Here is an 18,358-nt window from a genome sequence, read left to right on the forward strand (position 1 = left end):
TACATTCCATAGATTCTAGTAATTATTACATGCAATTTGCTCTCCTTTTGCTTGTACTTTCGCCTCATCTCCACAGATTATTAACTATACACATTTCACTTTGTATTGGGACGATTGCATATCCGAAAGAAATCCCTTCCAGCCTTGTCGTTGCTGTAATTGGAGCACCTTATTTCTCATGTTTGATGAGGAAGAGTGAAAAGAAGGTTAATTAAAAACCAGCTTCATATATGAAGCTGGTTTTTCTATTATGGCATAGAGTGAAACTATAATTAGACTTTTACAGGCAACCTGACTTCCATCTAAATTCTTCAATCTAGCCGAGTTTTGAGACGGGAGTTTTACTGCCCGTTAATGCGGGATAAAATTAATATAAGCTTTGTACATAAAATATATAACAAGTGAATACATGATTATATTGAACACACTTCGTTTTAAAGTTAACTTTCTCTTTAATTCCTTATCTTGTAATTTTAGTTCTATTCCGTTCGCTACTTTCAATCCACCTATTATTTGAAATAGCCCTCTGTAATCATCAGCATTCCCTAACAATACGTATTCCTTATCATTTTTATACTTTATATACAGAAATTCACTTCCATTTCTCTATTCATTACATATACGAATAAAAAGATCGTTTTTCTGACACTTTTATAAATATTTTCTAATTATTTTTATAATGTAGCAATATTTAACGAAAGCTTTTCTATTAAAAGGGAATGCATCACTTCTCTCGAATTTAATGTATGAACATAAATAGGGGGGATAACAATAATGTACCAAACAATTGAAGGCTTCTTGCAATCATGGACATACGAGGCTGCGTCTACTCAGAAAATGCTTGATTCATTAACCGATGCATCTTTATCACAAGAAATTGCACCTGAGCATTGGACGTTAGGCAGAGTTGCTTGGCATATCGTGACGGCAATTCCTGTTATACTATCTGGTACTGGGCTTAAGTTTGAAGGAGAAACGAAAGATTATCCTGTTCCAACTTCAGCAAAAACAATTGCAGATGGATATCGTAAAGTGAATACAGCTTTTGTTGAAGCACTTCAAAGTAAATGGGCTGATAAAGATTTAGCAACTATTAATGACTTCTTTGGTCGTCCTATGCCAAATTCTATATTTTTAATGACACTTATTAATCATCAAAATCACCACCGCGGACAAATGACGGTATTAATGAGGCAAGCTGGCTTAACAGTCCCTGGCGTATATGGCCCTGCAAAAGAAGAATGGGCTGCCGCTGGAATGGAAGCTCCTAAAATGTAACAGCAGAAAAAGACAAGGTGTTTACACATCTTGTCTTTTTCTGTAACTTGTTTCATGTGAAACTATTTTACGTATTCTTATCATACAGTTATATCTTCCTTCTCTATATTTTTAATTCCGTAATATGCAATGGCAACTCCAATTGCTGCCAATGCTAGTTGAAGGGGAAGAAAAGTTGCTGTGGGAAACTCTGGGTTGCTATTCATTGCAATTGAGACAACGATAAGAGATGAAACAATTGTAGTTGGCACTGAACGTTTACGCATTCCGAAATATAGAGGGATTAAACTCATTCCCGCAGTTGCAATGGCTAAAGGAACCAGTTTTATTCCTTCTTGCACCAATTGATCTACTGTGAATGAATTAGGAAGAATTGAAAAATAGCTATCTATCCCAAAGAAAATTCCTACTACTAAAATGTTAGATACAATAACTGTTATAAATGTGACTATCGCTGTAATAGCCAACTTACTAGCCATCATTTTCTTTCGGTTAATAGGATAAGAAAACATAAGTAGTATTGTTTTATTTTTATATTCGCCAATTATTAACCTTGCGATTAAGACACTACCAAAAATAATAAATGTTGCTCTTACTATTGTGCTAGCCATTAACAATATCGTCTCTGGATTCCTTATTTCTGCATCCCCTTCTACTTGAGCGATGATGCTCACAAAGATCATTAATGCCAGTATAACAATATTTGCAATAATTGCCCTCTTCACGTACCAACCAAGCTTAAACTTTTTCAATTCTAGCTTCATTAAATGTAGCATGATAGTCCTCCTTCCTCCTAAGACTTAATCAATATAAATGACTCCTGTTTCACTTAAAATCTTCGCTTCATTTTTCGCATCACCAATCGTTCCTACTTTTATTTTTTCTGTATTTTTATCTTTCTTAAGTCCTTTTAAATCCACTATTACGTCAGCCGAATTACTTTTGGCCATAAGCTTCAATGATGCCGGGACACCTTTATACCGTACGCCAATATCCCCTGATTTTGTTTCTATAAATAATGATTTTCCTTCTGTCATATCTTTCAGTAATACTTCCCCAGATGTTGAAGTGATGTTCATATTTTCGTTTTTTACATTTTTCACATAATTATCGCCAGTAGTGGAAGTTATATTTACATCTTGTAATAAACTATCTTTTAACATTAAATCTCCACTTTCGGATGTGAATTCACCCTTCTCTGCCGATAGTCCTGTAATCATTCCATCTCCAGATTTGCCTTTTGTCACGATGCTTTTTACTACTATATCGTTTATTTTCACATCACCCGATTTATTATTTAATATAATTTTATCTATTTCTTTCTTCGGAATAGCTATAGATATACTATTTTTCTTCCTAAACGTAAAACCATAAAAAAATCTGGTCGCCTTTTGTTTTTGCTTAATCACAATTTTATTTTCATCATTTTCTATTTTGACGGGATCTATCTCTTTATCTGTTTGTTGACCTTGAGCGGAAATTACTATTTTATTAGCGTCTGTACTTTTAAATTCAATATTCCAATTTTCATTGTCTACTTCTATTTCTTTTATATTATTTATATCAAAAGACTTTTCTTTCTTAAAATCTTTCCCCTGAAATACCTTAAAACCAAAAACCACACTAGCAATTATAATGAATAATATTGCAATTACTATTATTTTTTTCATTATTCATACCCCAGTTCGTTTTTGTTTTAAGCTTACTTCACGCCACATCGATCTTGTCGATTTTACGAAATGATAGATAACTAATGAAAATTCCTAATAAACAGAGCACGATTGGGATAGCTATAAAATCAAACATACTTACTTGACCGTTTCCAGCACCAACGTTACCACTAATCAGCATACCAATTATTACTGCCGAAGTAATCGTTGTCGGTGTCGATTTCTTTCTCATTCCAAAAAATAAAGGAATTAAACTTATACCAGATATCATAAATGCACTTATAATAGTACCTGGAACGATAGCTATTATTTCGCCTATCGTAGCAGGTGTTTCAATCAGTCCCATCATTGGACTCACAAAATATACGAGCAAGCTAATAATGAAAGTCGCGATAATCGTGCTCACAAAACAAAAACAGAAAACAATTGTTAGTTTCGCACTCATTAGCATTTTCCTTTGCAGCGGATACATAAATGATAGTTGTATCGTTTTGTTCTTATACTCATCAATTACTAAACGTGATAAAATGACCGAACTAAAAATAATGAATGTTACCCTAATAAAAATATTTATTAAAGCCATGTTCTGTGTGAAGTCAGAGAAGAGCACGTCTTCCTCGGCTTTCATTCCCACTGCCATAAGGCTTACTACAGCGAAAATTGCTATAATACAAATTGCTACACTTTTAAAGTAACTAGATAATTGATGTTTCTTCCATTCGAGCTTCATTAATCTAAGCATACAAAACCACTCCTCCATTCTTTATATAACTGTCTTTATGCTGCTAACATTCTAATTCCAGCAGTAACTACGCTTAACATTCCTATCATTAGTAGAATTAACAACCATTTCCGCTCTGGTTTCCTATAATATAAAATCCCGCTTATGAACATTACGACCAATCCACTTACTAGATTCACTAACAATCCATTAAGCATGAATGCCCTCTCCATCCATTACATTTAAGAAATATTCCTCTAAGGAACTATGTTTCTTATTAATACTTTCAATTTCCACATCGTTCATAATAAGCGCTTTTGAAATGGCTTGCTGAGACACTTCTGTATCATACACACGAATCATATTTCCACTCATTATTTTATAATTTTTTATGCCAAGTTTATCTTCTAAAATATAAGCTGCACGCTTCACATCAGGAACAGTGATTTCAATGTACTCTGTTTGTTTTCCGTTAATACTCTTCATTGAAACTTCTTTTATTAGTTTTCCATTTTGAATTACACCAATTGTATCCGCCATTAGCTCCATCTCACCTAAAATATGACTAGAGACTAATAATGTAATACCATATTCTTTGCAAAGCATTTTAAATAAGTCTCGTAACTCTTTAATACCAATTGGATCTAAACCGTTAATGGGTTCATCTAAAATGAGTAATTCTGGCTTTGTTACGATTGCCCTTGCAATACCGAGTCGTTGTTTCATTCCTAATGAAAAATCTTTTACTTTTTTATTATCTATACCTTGCAGCTTCACTAAATGTAAAGCATGGTCAATTTCATTTTTATCGTAATAGCCCATATATTCACAATGTAATTCTAAGTTTTCTTTCGCCGTTAATTTATCATAAAAGATTGGATATTCAATAATCGTCCCCATTCTCTTTAATACTTCATAAGATGTATCTGTTAACTTCTCACCGAAAATTTCAATCTCACCGCTCGTCGGTTTTATTAAATTTGTAATCATTTTCATAATCGTTGTTTTACCAGCACCATTCGGTCCTAAGAAACCGTATATCTCTCCTTTTTTCACATGCATGTTAACGCTAGAAATAACTTCTTTTCCTTTAAACACTTTCGTTAACTGATTCGTTTTTAATATATAGGTCATATCACTTTCCCCTTTCGCACTACTTTATATTTCTATAATAGACAACGGAAATCTCTTTTTTCTTACCCGTTTCTTACAAATTCCTTACGCTGCAAAAAAGCTTGTAGAATCTACTTCTCTACAAGCTAAAACTGCATCTTCTTTAATGCAACTGTAAAAATTGTTTTTTCATACGGCTTACTAGAAAGATGAATTTTTCCATCCATCGCTTCCACAAGCCTTTTCGTAATCGTTAACCCTAAACCGCTCCCTTGGTACAATCTATTTCTTGAATCTTCAAGTGTGTACATACGCTCAAACACTTTATCAATATGCGATTCATCAATTCCTTTTCCTGTATCCCATACGTCTATATACACATTCGTTTCATCATCTCTTAACGTCATACCAAGTGTCTTTCCATCGTCTCCATATGTAATCGCATTTGATATAAAATTGTTCAATACCCTACCTAATACTTCTACATTTCCAAGTGCATATATATTTCTTTCTGGTATATCAATATGAACATGAAAACCTTTCGACGTCACTAAATCATAAAAAGATAAAATCTTCTCTCGACAAACTTCATTCATATTTACTTTTGTCATCTCGATTGCCTTGTCACCAGATTCTAACTTTGCTAGATCAAAAAACTTATGAATTAGTTCCATCACTTCTAGTGTTTTCGTATGCACTTTCTCAAGTAATATTTGTTGTTCTTCTTCATTTATCGTTTTATCCTTATTTAACATTTCTGTATATCCAAGAATAACTGTTAGTGGCGTCTTCAAATCATGTGAAATATTTGAAAGCATTTTTCTCATCGAAATTTCTACTTTCGCATGATCTGCATTTGTTTTCTGTTTTGCATCTAACAATTGATTAATTGCCACTAACAATTTTTGCAATTCTAGATCATCTGTCATAACAAGTAACTTCTCACCTGTTTTTTCATTAACAATACTTTCTAACTTTTCATATGTGTATCGCAAATTTTTGCTACTATTTTTCCTCATTTTATATTGTATATAAATGACACATAACAATATAAAAATAATACCTATTAACAAATTGACCATATTACATCACTTCCAACTTATAACCGATACCCCATAACGTTTTAATGTATTCTGGATTAGATGGATCACTTTCGATTTTCTCACGCAATCTTCTCATATGAACATTAATAACGTTATCGTCACCGTAATACTCTTCGTTCCAAATTAGCGTATATATTTGTGCTTTCGTAAATACACGATTTTGATTCTTTACAAACAGTTTTAAAATCTCAAATTCTTTTAAAGTAAGTTTGAGAGGCTTCCCGTTTTTTTCCACAGTAAAATTAATTGGATCAATCGTTAAATCACCAATTTGAATCATCTTTTCTGTTGTTTCTGTAGCTGAATATTTCGTAGATCTCCGAATTCCTGCTTTTACACGCGCGGCTAATTCAATCATAGAAAATGGCTTACAAATGTAATCATCTGCTCCAAGCCCTAATCCGACAGCTTTATCAACATCTGTATCTTTTGCCGACATCATTAAAATCGGAACAGCACTTTTTTCTCGAATAATTCGCACAACCTCTAAGCCATCTAACTTTGGCATCATAATGTCTAGGATAATCAAATCAAATGAACCTTTTAAATATGTGTTCACGCCCTCTTCTCCATCAGACGCGATTGTAACTTGAAAGCCCTCTTTTATTAAATACTTTTCCACCATCTCTTGAATTGAGAGATCATCTTCAACTAATAATATATGATGTGACATATGTCTATCCCCTTTTTACAAACGTTAACAATTCAATTGTATCGTAACTACTACAGACTTGAAACAAATATATGAATTTTCAAACCAACTTCCCTTCCTTCCTTAACAATGATATGATGAAATTCACTACGATTGTTCATAATTAACTTTATATAAAGGAGACTTATCATGTCAGAAAACAAAAAAGTAAGCTTAGCTGATTTAATGCGCGAACAACTTGCAAAGAAAAAGCAAGGTAACGGTAATGGTCAAAATGCCAAAAACCAAAGCCAAGAAACAAAAAAGTTACAAAACCAACAAACGAAAAAGACAAACAACCAACGTAGACGTACAGGTGTATAAATGAACGGACAAAAACGTTCTAATATCGCACCCGGCCTTGAAGTTGATATTGTATTAAAACAAGATCAACGAACTGGCAAATTAACACGTGGAATTGTAAAAGATATTTTAACGAACTCCCCTTCTCATCCGCATGGCATTAAAGTTCGATTGCAGGACGGGCAAGTCGGTAGAGTACAAAATATCGTTCAATAAGAAAAGGAGCTCAAGTAAACTCGAGCTCCTTTTCTTTATTACCCTTTAATTTTCTCGATGAAAACTACTTTTAAATAGTCTCCTTCTTTAAATTGATCAATGGTACGGAAATCTTCTGGTAAAGAATGTTCTTCTAATATTTTATATTTACCATTCATTTCTTTAAAGGCTGTATCGATAAAGCCTTTAAACTTTTTCATATCGAATGCACTACAATTTGTAGAAGCAACGATAATACCGTTATTTTCTGTAATGGCAATTGTTTCTTTTAATAAATTTTTATAATCTTTCGCTGCACTAAATGTATATTTTTTCGAGCGCGCAAAGCTTGGAGGGTCTAATACAACCATATCGAACTTCATCTTTTTCTTCGCTGCATATTTAAAGTAAAGGAATACATCTTCTACAATAATATCTTGCGCTTCATAATCAACTTCATTTACACTAAACTGCTCAATCGTTTTACTTAAACTACGATTTGCAAGGTCGACACTCGTCGTTTTGCTCGCTCCACCAAGCGCTGCAAATACAGAGAAGGCACCTGTATAAGAGAACATATTTAACACTGTTCTTCCCTTCGCATATTTATCACGAATTTGTTTTCGCACGTTACGCTGATCTAAAAATACACCAACCATCGCTCCGTCATTTAAATAAACAGCGAAATTCACACCATTCTCTTTTACGATAAGCGGGAACTCACCGCGCTCTCCTGCTACGAAATCATCGCCTTCAATGTATTTCCCTTTCGTATCAAAACGCTTCTTCTCATAAATGCCTTTAAAGTTTGCTACTTTTTGAAGAGCTGCTATAATCTCATCTCTGAAAGTATAAATCCCTTCGCTATACCAACTTACTACATAATAGCCGTCATAATAATCGATGATTAAGCCTCCAAGCCCATCACCTTCACCGTTTAGAGCGCGGAATGCTGTCGTATCACTTGATTTATAAAATTGCTTTCGTTTATGTAAGGCAGATTTAATTTTACTTTCAAAGAAAGATTGATTAATTTGTTCACTCTCTTTTCTCGTTAAAATCCAGCCGTATCCTTTATTTTGTTTTCCATAATAACCTTTTCCGACAAAATGGTTCTTCTCATCTACCACTTTAATGATTGTTCCTTCTTCCTGAACATCATTTAAATTTTGAATCGCATCTTTTAAAATAAGCGGATATCCACTTTTAATTTCTTTTATAAATTTCGGTTTTATTTTTACAGTTACTTCTGATCGCATATAAAAACTTCCTTTCCATTTGCATGCTTTCTCTATAGGAAGCACTTAAAAAACGAGACTGAAAAACAGCCTCGTTTCACTATACCATATTATTGCTTTGCTAGTACAACTAGCTCATCCCCTGGCATAACAGCTATATATTTATACAATGTTGAAAAAGTAAGACTACCATCTCTATGGCGAATAAATAGTATTAAATCCTCTGAATCGATTTCTTCTTTATTAATCTTTTGTTCTTCTGCAACTTGTATCGTTTTAAACGTATAACCATCTTCAATTTTTCTATTTAATTCTTCATAAATTTCATTTTGACCAAACAGTAAATGAGCTTTTTTCGAAAGGGAAATGCGTTCTTGTTCAATCTTTTCCACATCATGGATTGGAAGTAAAAATGTATTATGATGTCCAAACTGCGGTACGTATGTATTTGCGACTAATACATTATAAGAATCCGTATCTGTAACTGCAATTAAGTATTCGTACTGATTCATATCAACTTCAAATTGTAATTGTTCAGAAAGTACTTGGCCATTATATGTATTAAGCCCTTTCCCCTTTGCACATTGCAAATGCTCTTCTGATACATCTACAATTAAGCTCGGAATACCCATCTCTTTACAGTGCAATGCAAAAGCAGATGAGAATGTACTCGCACCTGAAATTAAAATTCCCGGTGGCTCCGTATTCGCCAATCCCAATCTTTTCGCTAAAAATCCAATTGAAAATCCATGAGCACAAACGGTCGTAATAACGAGTGCAAATGTAAGTGCCGTTAATATAGAAGCATCTTTATAACCTTCTTGTAATAACTCCGTCGCAAAGTAACTTGAAACCGTTAATGCAACAATACCTCGCGGCGCAATCCAGCCAACTAGCGCCCGTTCTGCTTTTGTTAACTCTGTGCCGATTGTCGATATCCAAATCGATAAAGGGCGTACAACAAATAGCATCATAAGTACGAAGCTTATAATAGGCCAGCTGAAAATCTCCATAATCGTTGTTCTTGGAAGGGATGCTGTTAATATGATAAAAACAGTCGACGTTAGTAGCACAGAAATATTTTCGTTAAAATGACGAATATCACCGATAGAAGAAATATATTTTTTCATCCGCGCAAGCGTAATCCCCATTACTGTCACAGCTAGCATACCTGTTTCATGCATCACTTCATCCGCAATGCCAAAACATAACAGTACCGTAACTAGCAAAATTGGGGCTTTTAAATATTCTGGTACTTTTCCCTTTAAAATCATATAGCTCATAAAAATACTAAATACATAACCGAGTACCATTGCAAATAATGAACCTGCAAAGAAGTACAGCAACGTATGTAATTGTACATTTTCTTTCGTTAAGAAATTTACAATTTGAAAGGCGAATACAGCAAGCAAAGCGCCAAATGGATCAACGATAATCCCTTCCCATTTTAAAATTGCAGCTGTTCTTGGTTTTAATCGCGCTTGGCGTAACAACGGAATAATTACCGTTGGACCTGTCACAATAAAAAGTCCTCCAATAATAAATGCAACCGCCCAATCTAATCCAGCGACGTAATGAGCTGCAAGTGAGCCAGCAATCCACGCGATAAACGCACCAAACGTAACGATACGAAATACTGGTTTTGATAGCCCCCTCAGTTCACGTACATCTAAACTTAAACTACCCTCAAACAATATAATCGCAACAGAGAGTGATACGAGTGGACTAAAAACATCTCCAAGCACCTCTTTTGGATTAATAATACCGAAAACCGGACCAATTAATAATCCAGCAACTGCCATAACAACAATCGCAGGAAGCTGGAAGCGCCATGCAGTCCATTGTGAAGCAATACCTAATGTAATAATAATAACGATACTAAGTAAAAGTGATTCAACCATAATGCCCTCCTTGTTCATAGTATTGCGACAGCAAAGTATAAACCATACTTTACTTCTATATATTTTCGATTGATTCTATTTACACAATATATAACCAAGTTAAATATATAGTCAACAGGAGGATATTATACTACATAAAGTGAAGCTTTAATCAGCCCGCCCTCCACCTAACTTCTTCGCTTTCGCTAAATTTTGAGGTGGGGGTCTTACTGCCCAACAAATAGCGGGATTAAAAATATTATCATAATTTAAGATTACCATTGACAATGATAATGATTTTCATTATCATTTAATGTATATGAATTCTCGAAAATAAAGGCTACAACTTATAGGAGGAATAAACATGATTATTGTTACAAATACAGCTAAAATTACAAAGGGAAATGGACATAAATTAATTGATCGTTTTAATAAAGTAGGTCAAGTCGAAACAATGCCAGGATTTTTAGGATTAGAAGTTCTTCTAACGCAAAATACAGTTGATTATGACGAGGTAACAATTAGCACGCGCTGGAATGCAAAAGAAGATTTCCAAGGTTGGACAAAGAGCCCAGCATTTAAAGCTGCTCACTCCCATCAAGGCGGAATGCCAGATTATATTCTTGATAATAAAATCTCTTACTATGATGTAAAAGTTGTACGTATGCCAATGGCTGCAGCACAGTAAAAACTGTTTTTTTAAAGTATAGAATATGAGAAGCGTTACTACTTCTCATATTCTATACTTTTTTATTTACTGTCTTTTTACTAGTTTCGCATGTACGACTAATCTTCCTGCTTCTGGATCAAGTGCATAGTCACATGTAGAAAGTGTTATAATTTCATCATTAGCCGTCAATTTCGTATCCGTTTTGTAAAGGGATTTATCTTGAATTTGCTTTAAGAATGCTGTATACGCTGCATCGCTTTCAAAATCCGTTTCAATGTAATAAAAGTCCGTCGTTGTCGTATATACTGAAAAAACTTCAACGTCGTATCCTTCAAATAATGTATCGTAATACAATTTACGATGGGACATGAAGAAATCTTCATCCAACATCTTTTTTAAACTTCCAAACATAGAACCGTCCTTCATACGATGACCATATAAAATAGTATTTCGGTTTTGAGATTTCACATCATTACGATAATCCATAAAAATACTTCCCGCTCTCATATCCTCGCCTTTATAATTACGAAATAAATAGTAATCATTATCCTTCGCTTGAACGATTGGATAATTGATTTGTGTATCATCCATCGTAATCCATCCCACTATTTCTAGATTAATTTTTTGGAGAGCTTGAAACTGTTTACGTACTTCCCCATCTTCTGATTTTTCTTCCATTGGACTTCTCTTATAAATATGTTGCGCTTCAGCCATTACTTTACGATTTTCATAATAATCCATGAAAATCCCACCCAATTCATACATTGAATAGAAAAAGATTCCTAAAAATACAATTGTAAGTATTCGTTGAAAAAAAGAATTCTTTTTCCGTTCTTTCTTACTATTCAAATTATCACCTCAAAACGGATTATGCCCAGCCTTTAAATTCCCATTGGTACCATGTATAACCCTGTATCTTCGTCTTGTTTTACAACGACATCTACACCATATATTGCTTTAACCATTTCTTCTGTTATTACCTCATTAGGATTACCTTTCGTAACAATTTCCCCATCTTTCATAACGATAATATGATCACTATAACGAATGGCTTGATTAATATCATGTAGTACCATCACAATCGTTAATCCATACACTTCATTTAACTCTTTCACTAACTCTAATATTTCTAGCTGATAATAAATATCTAAATATGTTGTCGGTTCATCTAAGAAAAGCATTGGTGTACTTTGAGCTAATGTCATCGCGATCCAAACTCGCTGTCTCTCTCCGCCCGATAAAGCATGAATTGGCTTTTCACGCTTACTTTGCAAATTTGTACATGTTAGTGCACGCTCAATTGCTTCTCTATCTTCATCAGTTTGCGAAGAAAAAACATTTTTATATGGCATACGCCCAAAGCTTATTAGTTTTTCCACTGTAATATCTGCTGGCGCCTCATTTTGTTGATGGACAACAGCTAACTTTCTAGCAAACTCTTTCGGTTTATACTCACTAATCGTTTTTCCATCAAGTATTACTTCCCCACTATTAGGAGCATGATTTCTAGACATAACACCAAGTAATGTTGATTTTCCGCAACCATTCGGACCAATGATTGTTGTAATTTTCCCAATCTCTATTTCACTACTAACAGACTTTAAACGATTTGTTACATTATCGTATGAAAAGGTTACATTTTTAATTTCCATGAACTTTATCACTCTTTCTAAGCAAGAATATTAAGAACGGGCCACCAATAACTGCCATAATCGTCGCCGCCGGAATTTCGTTAGGTGGTACAATTAACCTTCCAATCGTATCCGCCGTCAAAATTAATAACGCTCCTGCAAGAGCAGAAAATGGAATTAATACTTTATGATCTGAACCGACTAATTGCCTTGAAATGTGCGGAACGAGTAATCCTACAAAAGCAATAACACCTGCAATCGCTGTTGATACTGCAGCTAAGAGTACTGCAATAGCAGAAATAATAAGACGAACTCTCGTCACGTGCAAACCTAAGTTTTTCGCAGTCTTATCTTGTAGCGATAATAAATTACACCAAGCTCCTACAAACAGTGCAAGAATAAGACCAATTGTTCCATACGTAACCATTATTTCTACATCGCTCCACGTCTTCATCGTTATATTAGAAGTCGTCGTTTGCTTAATACTCTTAATGAAATATCCACAAATCGTAATGAAAGATTCATTTAATCCAGTAAACATCGCATTAATAGCTATACCAACTAAAATAATACGAAGTGGACTTAACCCTGACTTCCATGAAAAGGCATAAACGAGATAACACGCAAACGCACCACCTAAAAAGGCGAATACTGGTGTCCAGAAAAAGAATTGCGGGAATAACGTAATAATAACAAGTGTCATAAAACTTGCTCCTGAAGATATACCGATTACCCCAGCATCGGCAAGTGGATTTTTCATTACAGCTTGAAAAAGAACACCAGAAACAGCAAGAGCCGCCCCAGTGAACAGTGCAATAATAATACGCGGGAAACGTAAATCTTTAATGACCTCAACATCTTCATTTGCCCCTGTAAATATCCCTTGTACAAGGTCAACGATACCAACCTCTAAACTCCCTTTCATCGCTGACAATGACGTCATAACAATAAGCAATACAGTAACAATGAAGAAACTCCAAGTTTTTTTATTCATTTCACTCTTCCTTTATATGAAAATGCATCACGGATACATCATTTTCTTCAATTCATCTAAAGCTTCGATTGCTGCTAAATTTCCTGTCGTTCCAAATAAACGCTCTTCTAAATCGTAAACACGATTATTTTTAACTGCAGCGAAGTGTTTCCAAATATCATTTGTTTTAAATTCTTTATCAAACATTTTTACAACTTCATCAGGCATACCATGAGCTGCTCGTAAAATAATATCCGGATCAGCTTTCTTTAAATACTCTGTATTAGAAGCTAAATATTCTACTTGTTCACCTTGTACAATATTTTTACCACCTAGTTGTTTCACTAAATCACCAATATAGGAATGCTCAGTTGCTACTAAATAGCTCCCCGGTACACCTAATAAAATAAGCACTGTCGGTTCTTTCTTTCCTTTTACTTCTTTTTGAATGCTAGCAACCTTTTTATCTAACTTCGTTACAACTGCTTCAGCCTGCTTTTCGCGTCCATATTGCTTACCTAAATTACTAATGGAATTTTGCATATTTTTTAAACTAGTTAAGTCCACAAAATTTGCTTTCATACCTACACCGTCAAACACTGGCTTTAATTCATATTCAAGTGTTGTCACGGATAATACTTCTGACGGCTTTAACGACTTTACTTTTTCCATATCAGGACTCATCGGATTCCCGACTTCAGGTAAACCTTTATATCGCTTCGGTAAGGTTTTAGAACTAGTTGGAACACCAACTAAATCTACTTCTAACACATCCATAATTTCAGTAACAGCGACTGTCGTTGCAACAATTCGCTCTTTACTTTCACTCTTTACTTGCTTCGCAGTTTCTTTTTTAGGTGATGAGCACCCAGCTATACTCACTAATAAAATGATAGCCATTAGTACACTTGCAATTTTCCTCACTCTCAATCACCACTCCTTTCCAAACAATATGAAACAAGTCTTGATGCACGCGAACATGCATCAAGACTCCAAAAATTACAATCTACCTGCTCTATATTTACGAACTAGTAAAGCAAGTGAACCTAGCAGTAACATCATGTATAAACCAAGTTGTGCTGTATCTGCAGTTTTTGAGTTTTTCTCTTTTTTCGAATCATTATTTGTAGCTTCGTTTTTCTTTTTACCATCTGCATTTCGGTTAAAATCAGGAGTTCCTACTGTTTTTACATTATCTACTTTTGGTGTAGTTACTGGGTTTTTCGGTTCATTCTTTGGCTCTTCTTTTACCGTTCCTACAGCGCCAATCTTCGTCGTATCAAATTGAATTTGTACGTCGTAGAAATGATGGTAATTCATTGAATCGATATCTACTTTTACTTTTGCATTTAATTTTGCAAATAAATCATTAGCTTCAAATTCTACGACTCTTGTATTGGCAGCCTTATCTTCACTTACTACTTTTGCATCTGCAAATCCACCATTATTTTCTGTTTGGAATTTCGTAATCCAGTCACTATTTTTCAGTGTCATTGCAACATACTTCTTACCATCTTTCACTGTTAATCTTGCTGGACTTACAACATATTGATTCATCATTGAAATTTCTTCAGTCTTATCTTTTAACACTTTAAAAGCAATATCGTACTGACCATCTTTTAAATTTTTCGGATCAACTGTTGGGTTTTCATTTAGATTATTCGTTCCATCTTGGTTGTCGTTTCCGCCTTGGTTGTCGCTTCCGATTTGATTACCATTACCATCTTGATTAGTATCTCCACCTTGGTTACCTAAAGCTTTAATACTTCCTTTATCGAATGCAAATTGAATATCATAGAAATGATGATAATTCATTGCATCGATATCTACCTTCACTTTTGCATTTAACTTTTTCGATAAATCATCTACTTCCACTTCTACTACTCTTGTATCTTTCTCTTTATTTGTACCTAATACTTGCGCATCGACGAACGCACCATTCTTTTCAAACTCAAACTTCGTAATCCATGAGCTATTTGTTAATGTGAAGGATACATACTTCTTTCCATCTTTCACTTTTAATACACCTGGATTCTTCGTATATGTGTTCATCATTGAAATTTCTTCTGTTTTATCTTTTAACACTTTAAAACCGATACTGTATTCACCGTCTTTAAGAGCGTTTGGATCAATTGCTGTGTTATCGTCTTGGTTGTTGTTTCCACCTTGGTTGTTATTTCCGCCTTTGTTGTCATTTTCGCCTTGATTGTTGTTTCCACCTTGGTTGTCATTTTCGCCTTGGTTGTTGTTTCCACCTTGGTTGTTGTTTCCACCTTGGTTGTCATTTTCGCCTTGGTTATCGTTTCCATCTTGGTCGTTACTTCCGCCTTGATTGTTGTTTCCACCTTGGTTGTCTAACGGTTGAATACTATCGTTATCAAATGCAAATTGAATATCATAGAAATGGTGATAATTCATTGAATCAATATCTACTTTCACTTTTGCATTTAGTTTCTTAGATAAATCAGCTACTTCCACTTCTACTACACGTGTATCAGCTTTCTTATCTTCACTTAATACACTTGCATCAACAAATGAATTATTCTTTTCAAATTCGAACTTTGTAATCCATGAGCTATTCGTTAATGTGAAGGATACATATTTCTTTCCATCTTTCACTTTTAATACTCCTGGACTCTTCGTGTACGTATTCATCATTGAAATTTCTTCTGTTTTATCTTTCAATACTTTAAAACCAATATTGTATTCACCATCTTTAATGGTATCTCCGTCTGATTGTTTATCTCCGTCTGGTTGTTTGTCTCCGTCTGGTTGTTTACCTCCGTCTGGTTGTTTGTCTCCGTCTGGTTGTTTGTCTCCGTCTGGTTGTTTACCTCCGTCTGGTTGTTTGTCTCCGTCTGGTTGTTTGTCTTCACTTTTAATAGCTTCCAATTTGTCTTGTTCAAATACAAGTTGTACGTCATGCGTTTGTTTATAATTTCTTGATGCCATCTCAATAAATACTTTTGTATTAAGTTTTTTCGATAAATCAGCTACTTCAAACTCTACTACTCTTGTATCTTTTTCTTTATCTTCACTCACTACTTTTGCATCAACAAATGCACCATCTTTTTCCGTTTGGAAATTTTTAATTAATGAGCTACTTTTTAACGTTACAACCGCTTTTTTCTTACCATTTTCTACTTTCAATACTCCTGGATTTTCCATGTAACTATTCATTTTAGATTCTTCATCTGTTTGATCTTTTAACACTTTGAAAGGAATGCTGTACGCACCATCTTCAATTGTGTTAGAATTTGGTTGTTGATCTGGGTCAGGCTTTTGGTCGGGCTTCTGACCTGGATCCGTAGTTTCATTTGGATCTGGCTTATTAGCTGGGTCCTCTTTTTCATCTGGTTTTTCTACATGAATTGGTGTAATGCTATTTTGATCAAATGCAATACGAACATCATATTCATGATGGTAGTTCAGAAAATCAATATCTACTTTTACTTTCGCTTTTAATATCTTCTCTACATCTTCCACATTGAATTCTACTACTCTTGTATCTGTTTCTTTATCTTCACTAATTACATTTGTCTCAACAAGTTGACCTGCTTTGTCTGTTTCAAATTTCGTAATCCATGAACTATTTTTTAATGTAAAGGACACTTTCTTTTTCCCATCCTTCACTTTTAAAGTTCCTGGACTTACAGAGTATTCATTCATCATGGATACTTCATCCGATGCGTCTTTAAGAACTTTAAAACCGATTGAGTATTCACCGTCAGCTAATTGAGTAGCTGCTTGAACTGCAAGTGGTTGTAGTGTTGATACGAATGTAAATATCATTAAAAACATAGCAACAACAATCTTAAGATACCTGTTCAATGAAATAACGCTCCTTTTTATTTATTTACTAAACTTCACGTTACGAATTAAGAAAACACCTGAAATAAGAATTAACACCGCAAATAATCCGATACGTGCTTCATCTCCTGTTTTAGGATTATCTGTTTTTTCAGCTTTACCATTTTCATTTTTTGTATCTTTATTTGTTTCTTTGTTCGCTTCTTTTGTTGTTTCTTTATTCTCTACTTTTGTTTTCTCTTCTTTGACTTGTGTACCTGTTTTCGTTTGATCATTGTTTTTTGTTGTAGCAGCCGCGCCGTTATCTCCACCTACAGCTTTTACATTTGCATCAAAAGCAAAACGAATTGTGTAGTGGTGGTCATAGTTTGCACTTGGTACGACAACATGAATTTTTACTCCTAATGGTTTTGATAAATCATCAATTTTAAATTCAACCGTTCTTTTATCAGCAGCCTCGTCCTTGCTAACTACTTTTGCATCAACAAAATCCCCGTTTTCAGGTGCTTTAAATTCTGTAATCCAAGCACTATGATTCATCGGGATTTGCACTCTCATCTCACCATTTTTCACAATTAGCTTAGCTGGTTTTTCAAAATAATCATTTGCCATTGAAGCTGAATCATTTTCCGCTTTTTGAATGACATAGTTAATATCATACGTACCGTCAGCTAGTTGTGCTGAAACTTTCCCATATGGCATGATAAGAAAAGCTAGCATACATACGAACGTTATAATAAAAGCGGGTAATACAGAAATCTTTCTCATTTGGTTTACTTCCTCCTTGTTTATCTTTCATCCATACTTTTTTTGAAAATGATAATTATTCTCATTATATTAGAAAAAAATAATAATCTTCTATCCTTATTTAATTGTAATTTGTTTATGTAATACAGATATCATTGATTATCATTCTCAATTCATGTTAAAAATAATATCCCTCTCTATTCTTTATAAAGAGCGATTCTTATTTTAACATAAGTCTCTATTTATTTTGTTGATTATCATTCTCAATGAATCTCAAAAAAAATAAAACTATCCATCTTCCTACTTGATCACCTCTATCTACAAAAATAATATTG

19 protein-coding genes and 2 pseudogenes are annotated in these 18,358 nt (G+C 34.1%); 5 read left to right on the top strand and 16 right to left on the bottom strand.

Features of this window, described 5'->3' with window-relative positions; translation table 11 throughout:
• Positions 1-110: 110 nt before the first annotated feature.
• Positions 111-215 (top strand): annotated as a pseudogene (locus PQF83_RS13360) (iron ABC transporter permease); the annotation flags it as partial.
• 136 nt (positions 216-351) lie between these two features.
• Here the strand turns inward: PQF83_RS13360 and PQF83_RS28500 are convergent.
• Positions 352-606, bottom strand: a pseudogene (locus PQF83_RS28500) (septation ring formation regulator EzrA); the annotation flags it as partial.
• Between the two features lie 168 nt (positions 607-774).
• Between PQF83_RS28500 and PQF83_RS13365 the strand changes: the two are divergent.
• Positions 775-1,278 carry a DinB family protein gene (locus tag PQF83_RS13365; RefSeq protein WP_000284962.1) on the top strand — a complete coding sequence of 168 codons (504 nt, stop codon included), beginning with the start codon at positions 775-777 and terminating at the stop codon, positions 1,276-1,278.
• An 80-nt stretch (positions 1,279-1,358) separates the two neighbouring features.
• Here PQF83_RS13365 and PQF83_RS13370 read toward each other — a convergent pair whose 3' ends face one another.
• From PQF83_RS13370 to PQF83_RS13400, 7 genes are all read right to left on the bottom strand, one after another.
• Positions 1,359-2,054, bottom strand: coding sequence for an ABC transporter permease (locus PQF83_RS13370; protein ID WP_000902919.1), 696 nt, complete (start codon positions 2,052-2,054; stop codon positions 1,359-1,361).
• A gap of 24 nt (positions 2,055-2,078) precedes the next feature.
• Positions 2,079-2,948 carry a DUF4097 family beta strand repeat-containing protein gene (locus PQF83_RS13375; RefSeq protein WP_000720984.1) on the bottom strand — a complete coding sequence of 290 codons (870 nt, stop codon included), beginning with the start codon at positions 2,946-2,948 and terminating at the stop codon, positions 2,079-2,081.
• A 37-nt stretch (positions 2,949-2,985) separates the two neighbouring features.
• Entirely contained in the window at positions 2,986-3,690 is a 705-nt protein-coding gene (locus tag PQF83_RS13380) for an ABC transporter permease (protein WP_000945218.1), read from the bottom strand.
• A gap of 35 nt (positions 3,691-3,725) precedes the next feature.
• Positions 3,726-3,887: a hypothetical protein gene (locus PQF83_RS13385; protein WP_000931773.1), complete on the bottom strand. Its 162-nt coding sequence runs from the start codon at positions 3,885-3,887 to the stop codon at positions 3,726-3,728.
• A complete protein-coding gene (locus tag PQF83_RS13390; protein WP_000221094.1) occupies positions 3,880-4,803 on the bottom strand; it encodes an ABC transporter ATP-binding protein in 924 nt (307 codons plus the stop codon). The genes PQF83_RS13385 and PQF83_RS13390 overlap by 8 nt, the downstream gene beginning before the upstream one ends.
• Before the next feature lie 125 nt (positions 4,804-4,928).
• The gene (locus PQF83_RS13395; protein WP_000247662.1) at positions 4,929-5,864 is read right to left on the bottom strand and encodes a HAMP domain-containing histidine kinase; all 936 of its coding nucleotides are present in this window, start codon (positions 5,862-5,864) and stop codon (positions 4,929-4,931) included.
• Between the two features lies 1 nt (position 5,865).
• Positions 5,866-6,558: a response regulator transcription factor gene (locus PQF83_RS13400; protein ID WP_000018056.1), complete on the bottom strand. Its 693-nt coding sequence runs from the start codon at positions 6,556-6,558 to the stop codon at positions 5,866-5,868.
• Positions 6,559-6,726: 168 nt separating this feature from the next.
• Between PQF83_RS13400 and PQF83_RS13405 the strand changes: the two genes are divergently transcribed.
• Together PQF83_RS13405 and PQF83_RS13410 are read left to right on the top strand one after the other, a co-directional pair.
• Positions 6,727-6,900 (top strand): hypothetical protein, encoded by a 174-nt coding sequence (locus PQF83_RS13405; protein ID WP_001293578.1) that lies wholly within the window; start codon positions 6,727-6,729, stop codon positions 6,898-6,900.
• Positions 6,901-7,095: a YwbE family protein gene (locus PQF83_RS13410; protein WP_001014310.1), complete on the top strand. Its 195-nt coding sequence runs from the start codon at positions 6,901-6,903 to the stop codon at positions 7,093-7,095. It abuts the gene before it with no gap.
• 38 nt (positions 7,096-7,133) lie between these two features.
• Here PQF83_RS13410 and PQF83_RS13415 read toward each other — a convergent pair whose 3' ends face one another.
• A complete protein-coding gene (locus PQF83_RS13415; protein WP_001255958.1) occupies positions 7,134-8,333 on the bottom strand; it encodes a class I SAM-dependent rRNA methyltransferase in 1,200 nt (399 codons plus the stop codon).
• Between the two features lie 89 nt (positions 8,334-8,422).
• Positions 8,423-10,213, bottom strand: coding sequence for a cation:proton antiporter (locus tag PQF83_RS13420; protein ID WP_000230346.1), 1,791 nt, complete (start codon positions 10,211-10,213; stop codon positions 8,423-8,425).
• 343 nt (positions 10,214-10,556) lie between these two features.
• Here PQF83_RS13420 and isdG point away from each other — a divergent pair, with 343 nt between their 5' ends.
• Positions 10,557-10,880 (top strand): heme oxygenase, encoded by a 324-nt coding sequence (isdG, locus tag PQF83_RS13425; protein WP_000587815.1) that lies wholly within the window; start codon positions 10,557-10,559, stop codon positions 10,878-10,880.
• 66 nt (positions 10,881-10,946) lie between these two features.
• On the opposite strand, the gene srtB is transcribed toward isdG, so the two are convergent.
• The 6 genes from srtB to isdC all read right to left on the bottom strand — a co-directional run bounded on the left by srtB (position 10,947) and on the right by isdC (position 18,044).
• Positions 10,947-11,711: a class B sortase gene (srtB, locus tag PQF83_RS13430; protein WP_001086112.1), complete on the bottom strand. Its 765-nt coding sequence runs from the start codon at positions 11,709-11,711 to the stop codon at positions 10,947-10,949.
• A 32-nt stretch (positions 11,712-11,743) separates the two neighbouring features.
• On the bottom strand, positions 11,744-12,514 hold the full coding sequence (locus PQF83_RS13435) for an ABC transporter ATP-binding protein (protein WP_000403755.1): 771 nt from the start codon (positions 12,512-12,514) through the stop codon (positions 11,744-11,746).
• Entirely contained in the window at positions 12,504-13,487 is a 984-nt protein-coding gene (locus PQF83_RS13440) for a FecCD family ABC transporter permease (protein ID WP_001036822.1), read from the bottom strand. Before PQF83_RS13440 ends, PQF83_RS13435 begins: the two co-directional genes overlap by 11 nt.
• A gap of 27 nt (positions 13,488-13,514) precedes the next feature.
• Complete coding sequence (gene isdE, locus PQF83_RS13445) at positions 13,515-14,396, bottom strand: heme ABC transporter substrate-binding protein IsdE (RefSeq protein WP_002163510.1); 882 nt, start codon at positions 14,394-14,396, stop codon at positions 13,515-13,517.
• 69 nt (positions 14,397-14,465) lie between these two features.
• Complete coding sequence (locus PQF83_RS13450; RefSeq protein ID WP_157406503.1) at positions 14,466-17,267, bottom strand: NEAT domain-containing protein; 2,802 nt, start codon at positions 17,265-17,267, stop codon at positions 14,466-14,468.
• A gap of 51 nt (positions 17,268-17,318) precedes the next feature.
• On the bottom strand, positions 17,319-18,044 hold the full coding sequence (gene isdC / locus PQF83_RS13455; protein WP_001226888.1) for a heme uptake protein IsdC: 726 nt from the start codon (positions 18,042-18,044) through the stop codon (positions 17,319-17,321).
• Positions 18,045-18,358: the final 314 nt, after the last annotated feature.

It is taken from the genome of Bacillus sp. FF-1, assembly GCF_028548245.1.
GTDB lineage: Bacteria > Bacillota > Bacilli > Bacillales > Bacillaceae_G > Bacillus_A > Bacillus_A paranthracis.

Coding starts and splice junctions, on each gene's coding strand:
- PQF83_RS13365 (WP_000284962.1), top strand. CDS start 775: ATGTACCAAACAATTGAAGGCTTCTTGCAATCATGGACATACGAGGCT.
- PQF83_RS13380 (WP_000945218.1), bottom strand. CDS start 3,690: ATGCTTAGATTAATGAAGCTCGAATGGAAGAAACATCAATTATCTAGT.
- PQF83_RS13410 (WP_001014310.1), top strand. CDS start 6,901: ATGAACGGACAAAAACGTTCTAATATCGCACCCGGCCTTGAAGTTGAT.
- isdC (WP_001226888.1), bottom strand. CDS start 18,044: ATGAGAAAGATTTCTGTATTACCCGCTTTTATTATAACGTTCGTATGT.
- PQF83_RS13370 (WP_000902919.1), bottom strand. CDS start 2,054: ATGCTACATTTAATGAAGCTAGAATTGAAAAAGTTTAAGCTTGGTTGG.
- PQF83_RS13385 (WP_000931773.1), bottom strand. CDS start 3,887: ATGCTTAATGGATTGTTAGTGAATCTAGTAAGTGGATTGGTCGTAATG.
- PQF83_RS13415 (WP_001255958.1), bottom strand. CDS start 8,333: ATGCGATCAGAAGTAACTGTAAAAATAAAACCGAAATTTATAAAAGAA.
- PQF83_RS13450 (WP_157406503.1), bottom strand. CDS start 17,267: ATGTTTTTAATGATATTTACATTCGTATCAACACTACAACCACTTGCA.
- isdG (WP_000587815.1), top strand. CDS start 10,557: ATGATTATTGTTACAAATACAGCTAAAATTACAAAGGGAAATGGACAT.
- PQF83_RS13375 (WP_000720984.1), bottom strand. CDS start 2,948: ATGAAAAAAATAATAGTAATTGCAATATTATTCATTATAATTGCTAGT.
- PQF83_RS13435 (WP_000403755.1), bottom strand. CDS start 12,514: ATGGAAATTAAAAATGTAACCTTTTCATACGATAATGTAACAAATCGT.
- PQF83_RS13400 (WP_000018056.1), bottom strand. CDS start 6,558: ATGTCACATCATATATTATTAGTTGAAGATGATCTCTCAATTCAAGAG.
- PQF83_RS13395 (WP_000247662.1), bottom strand. CDS start 5,864: ATGGTCAATTTGTTAATAGGTATTATTTTTATATTGTTATGTGTCATT.
- PQF83_RS13420 (WP_000230346.1), bottom strand. CDS start 10,213: ATGGTTGAATCACTTTTACTTAGTATCGTTATTATTATTACATTAGGT.
- PQF83_RS13405 (WP_001293578.1), top strand. CDS start 6,727: ATGTCAGAAAACAAAAAAGTAAGCTTAGCTGATTTAATGCGCGAACAA.
- PQF83_RS13440 (WP_001036822.1), bottom strand. CDS start 13,487: ATGAATAAAAAAACTTGGAGTTTCTTCATTGTTACTGTATTGCTTATT.
- PQF83_RS13390 (WP_000221094.1), bottom strand. CDS start 4,803: ATGACCTATATATTAAAAACGAATCAGTTAACGAAAGTGTTTAAAGGA.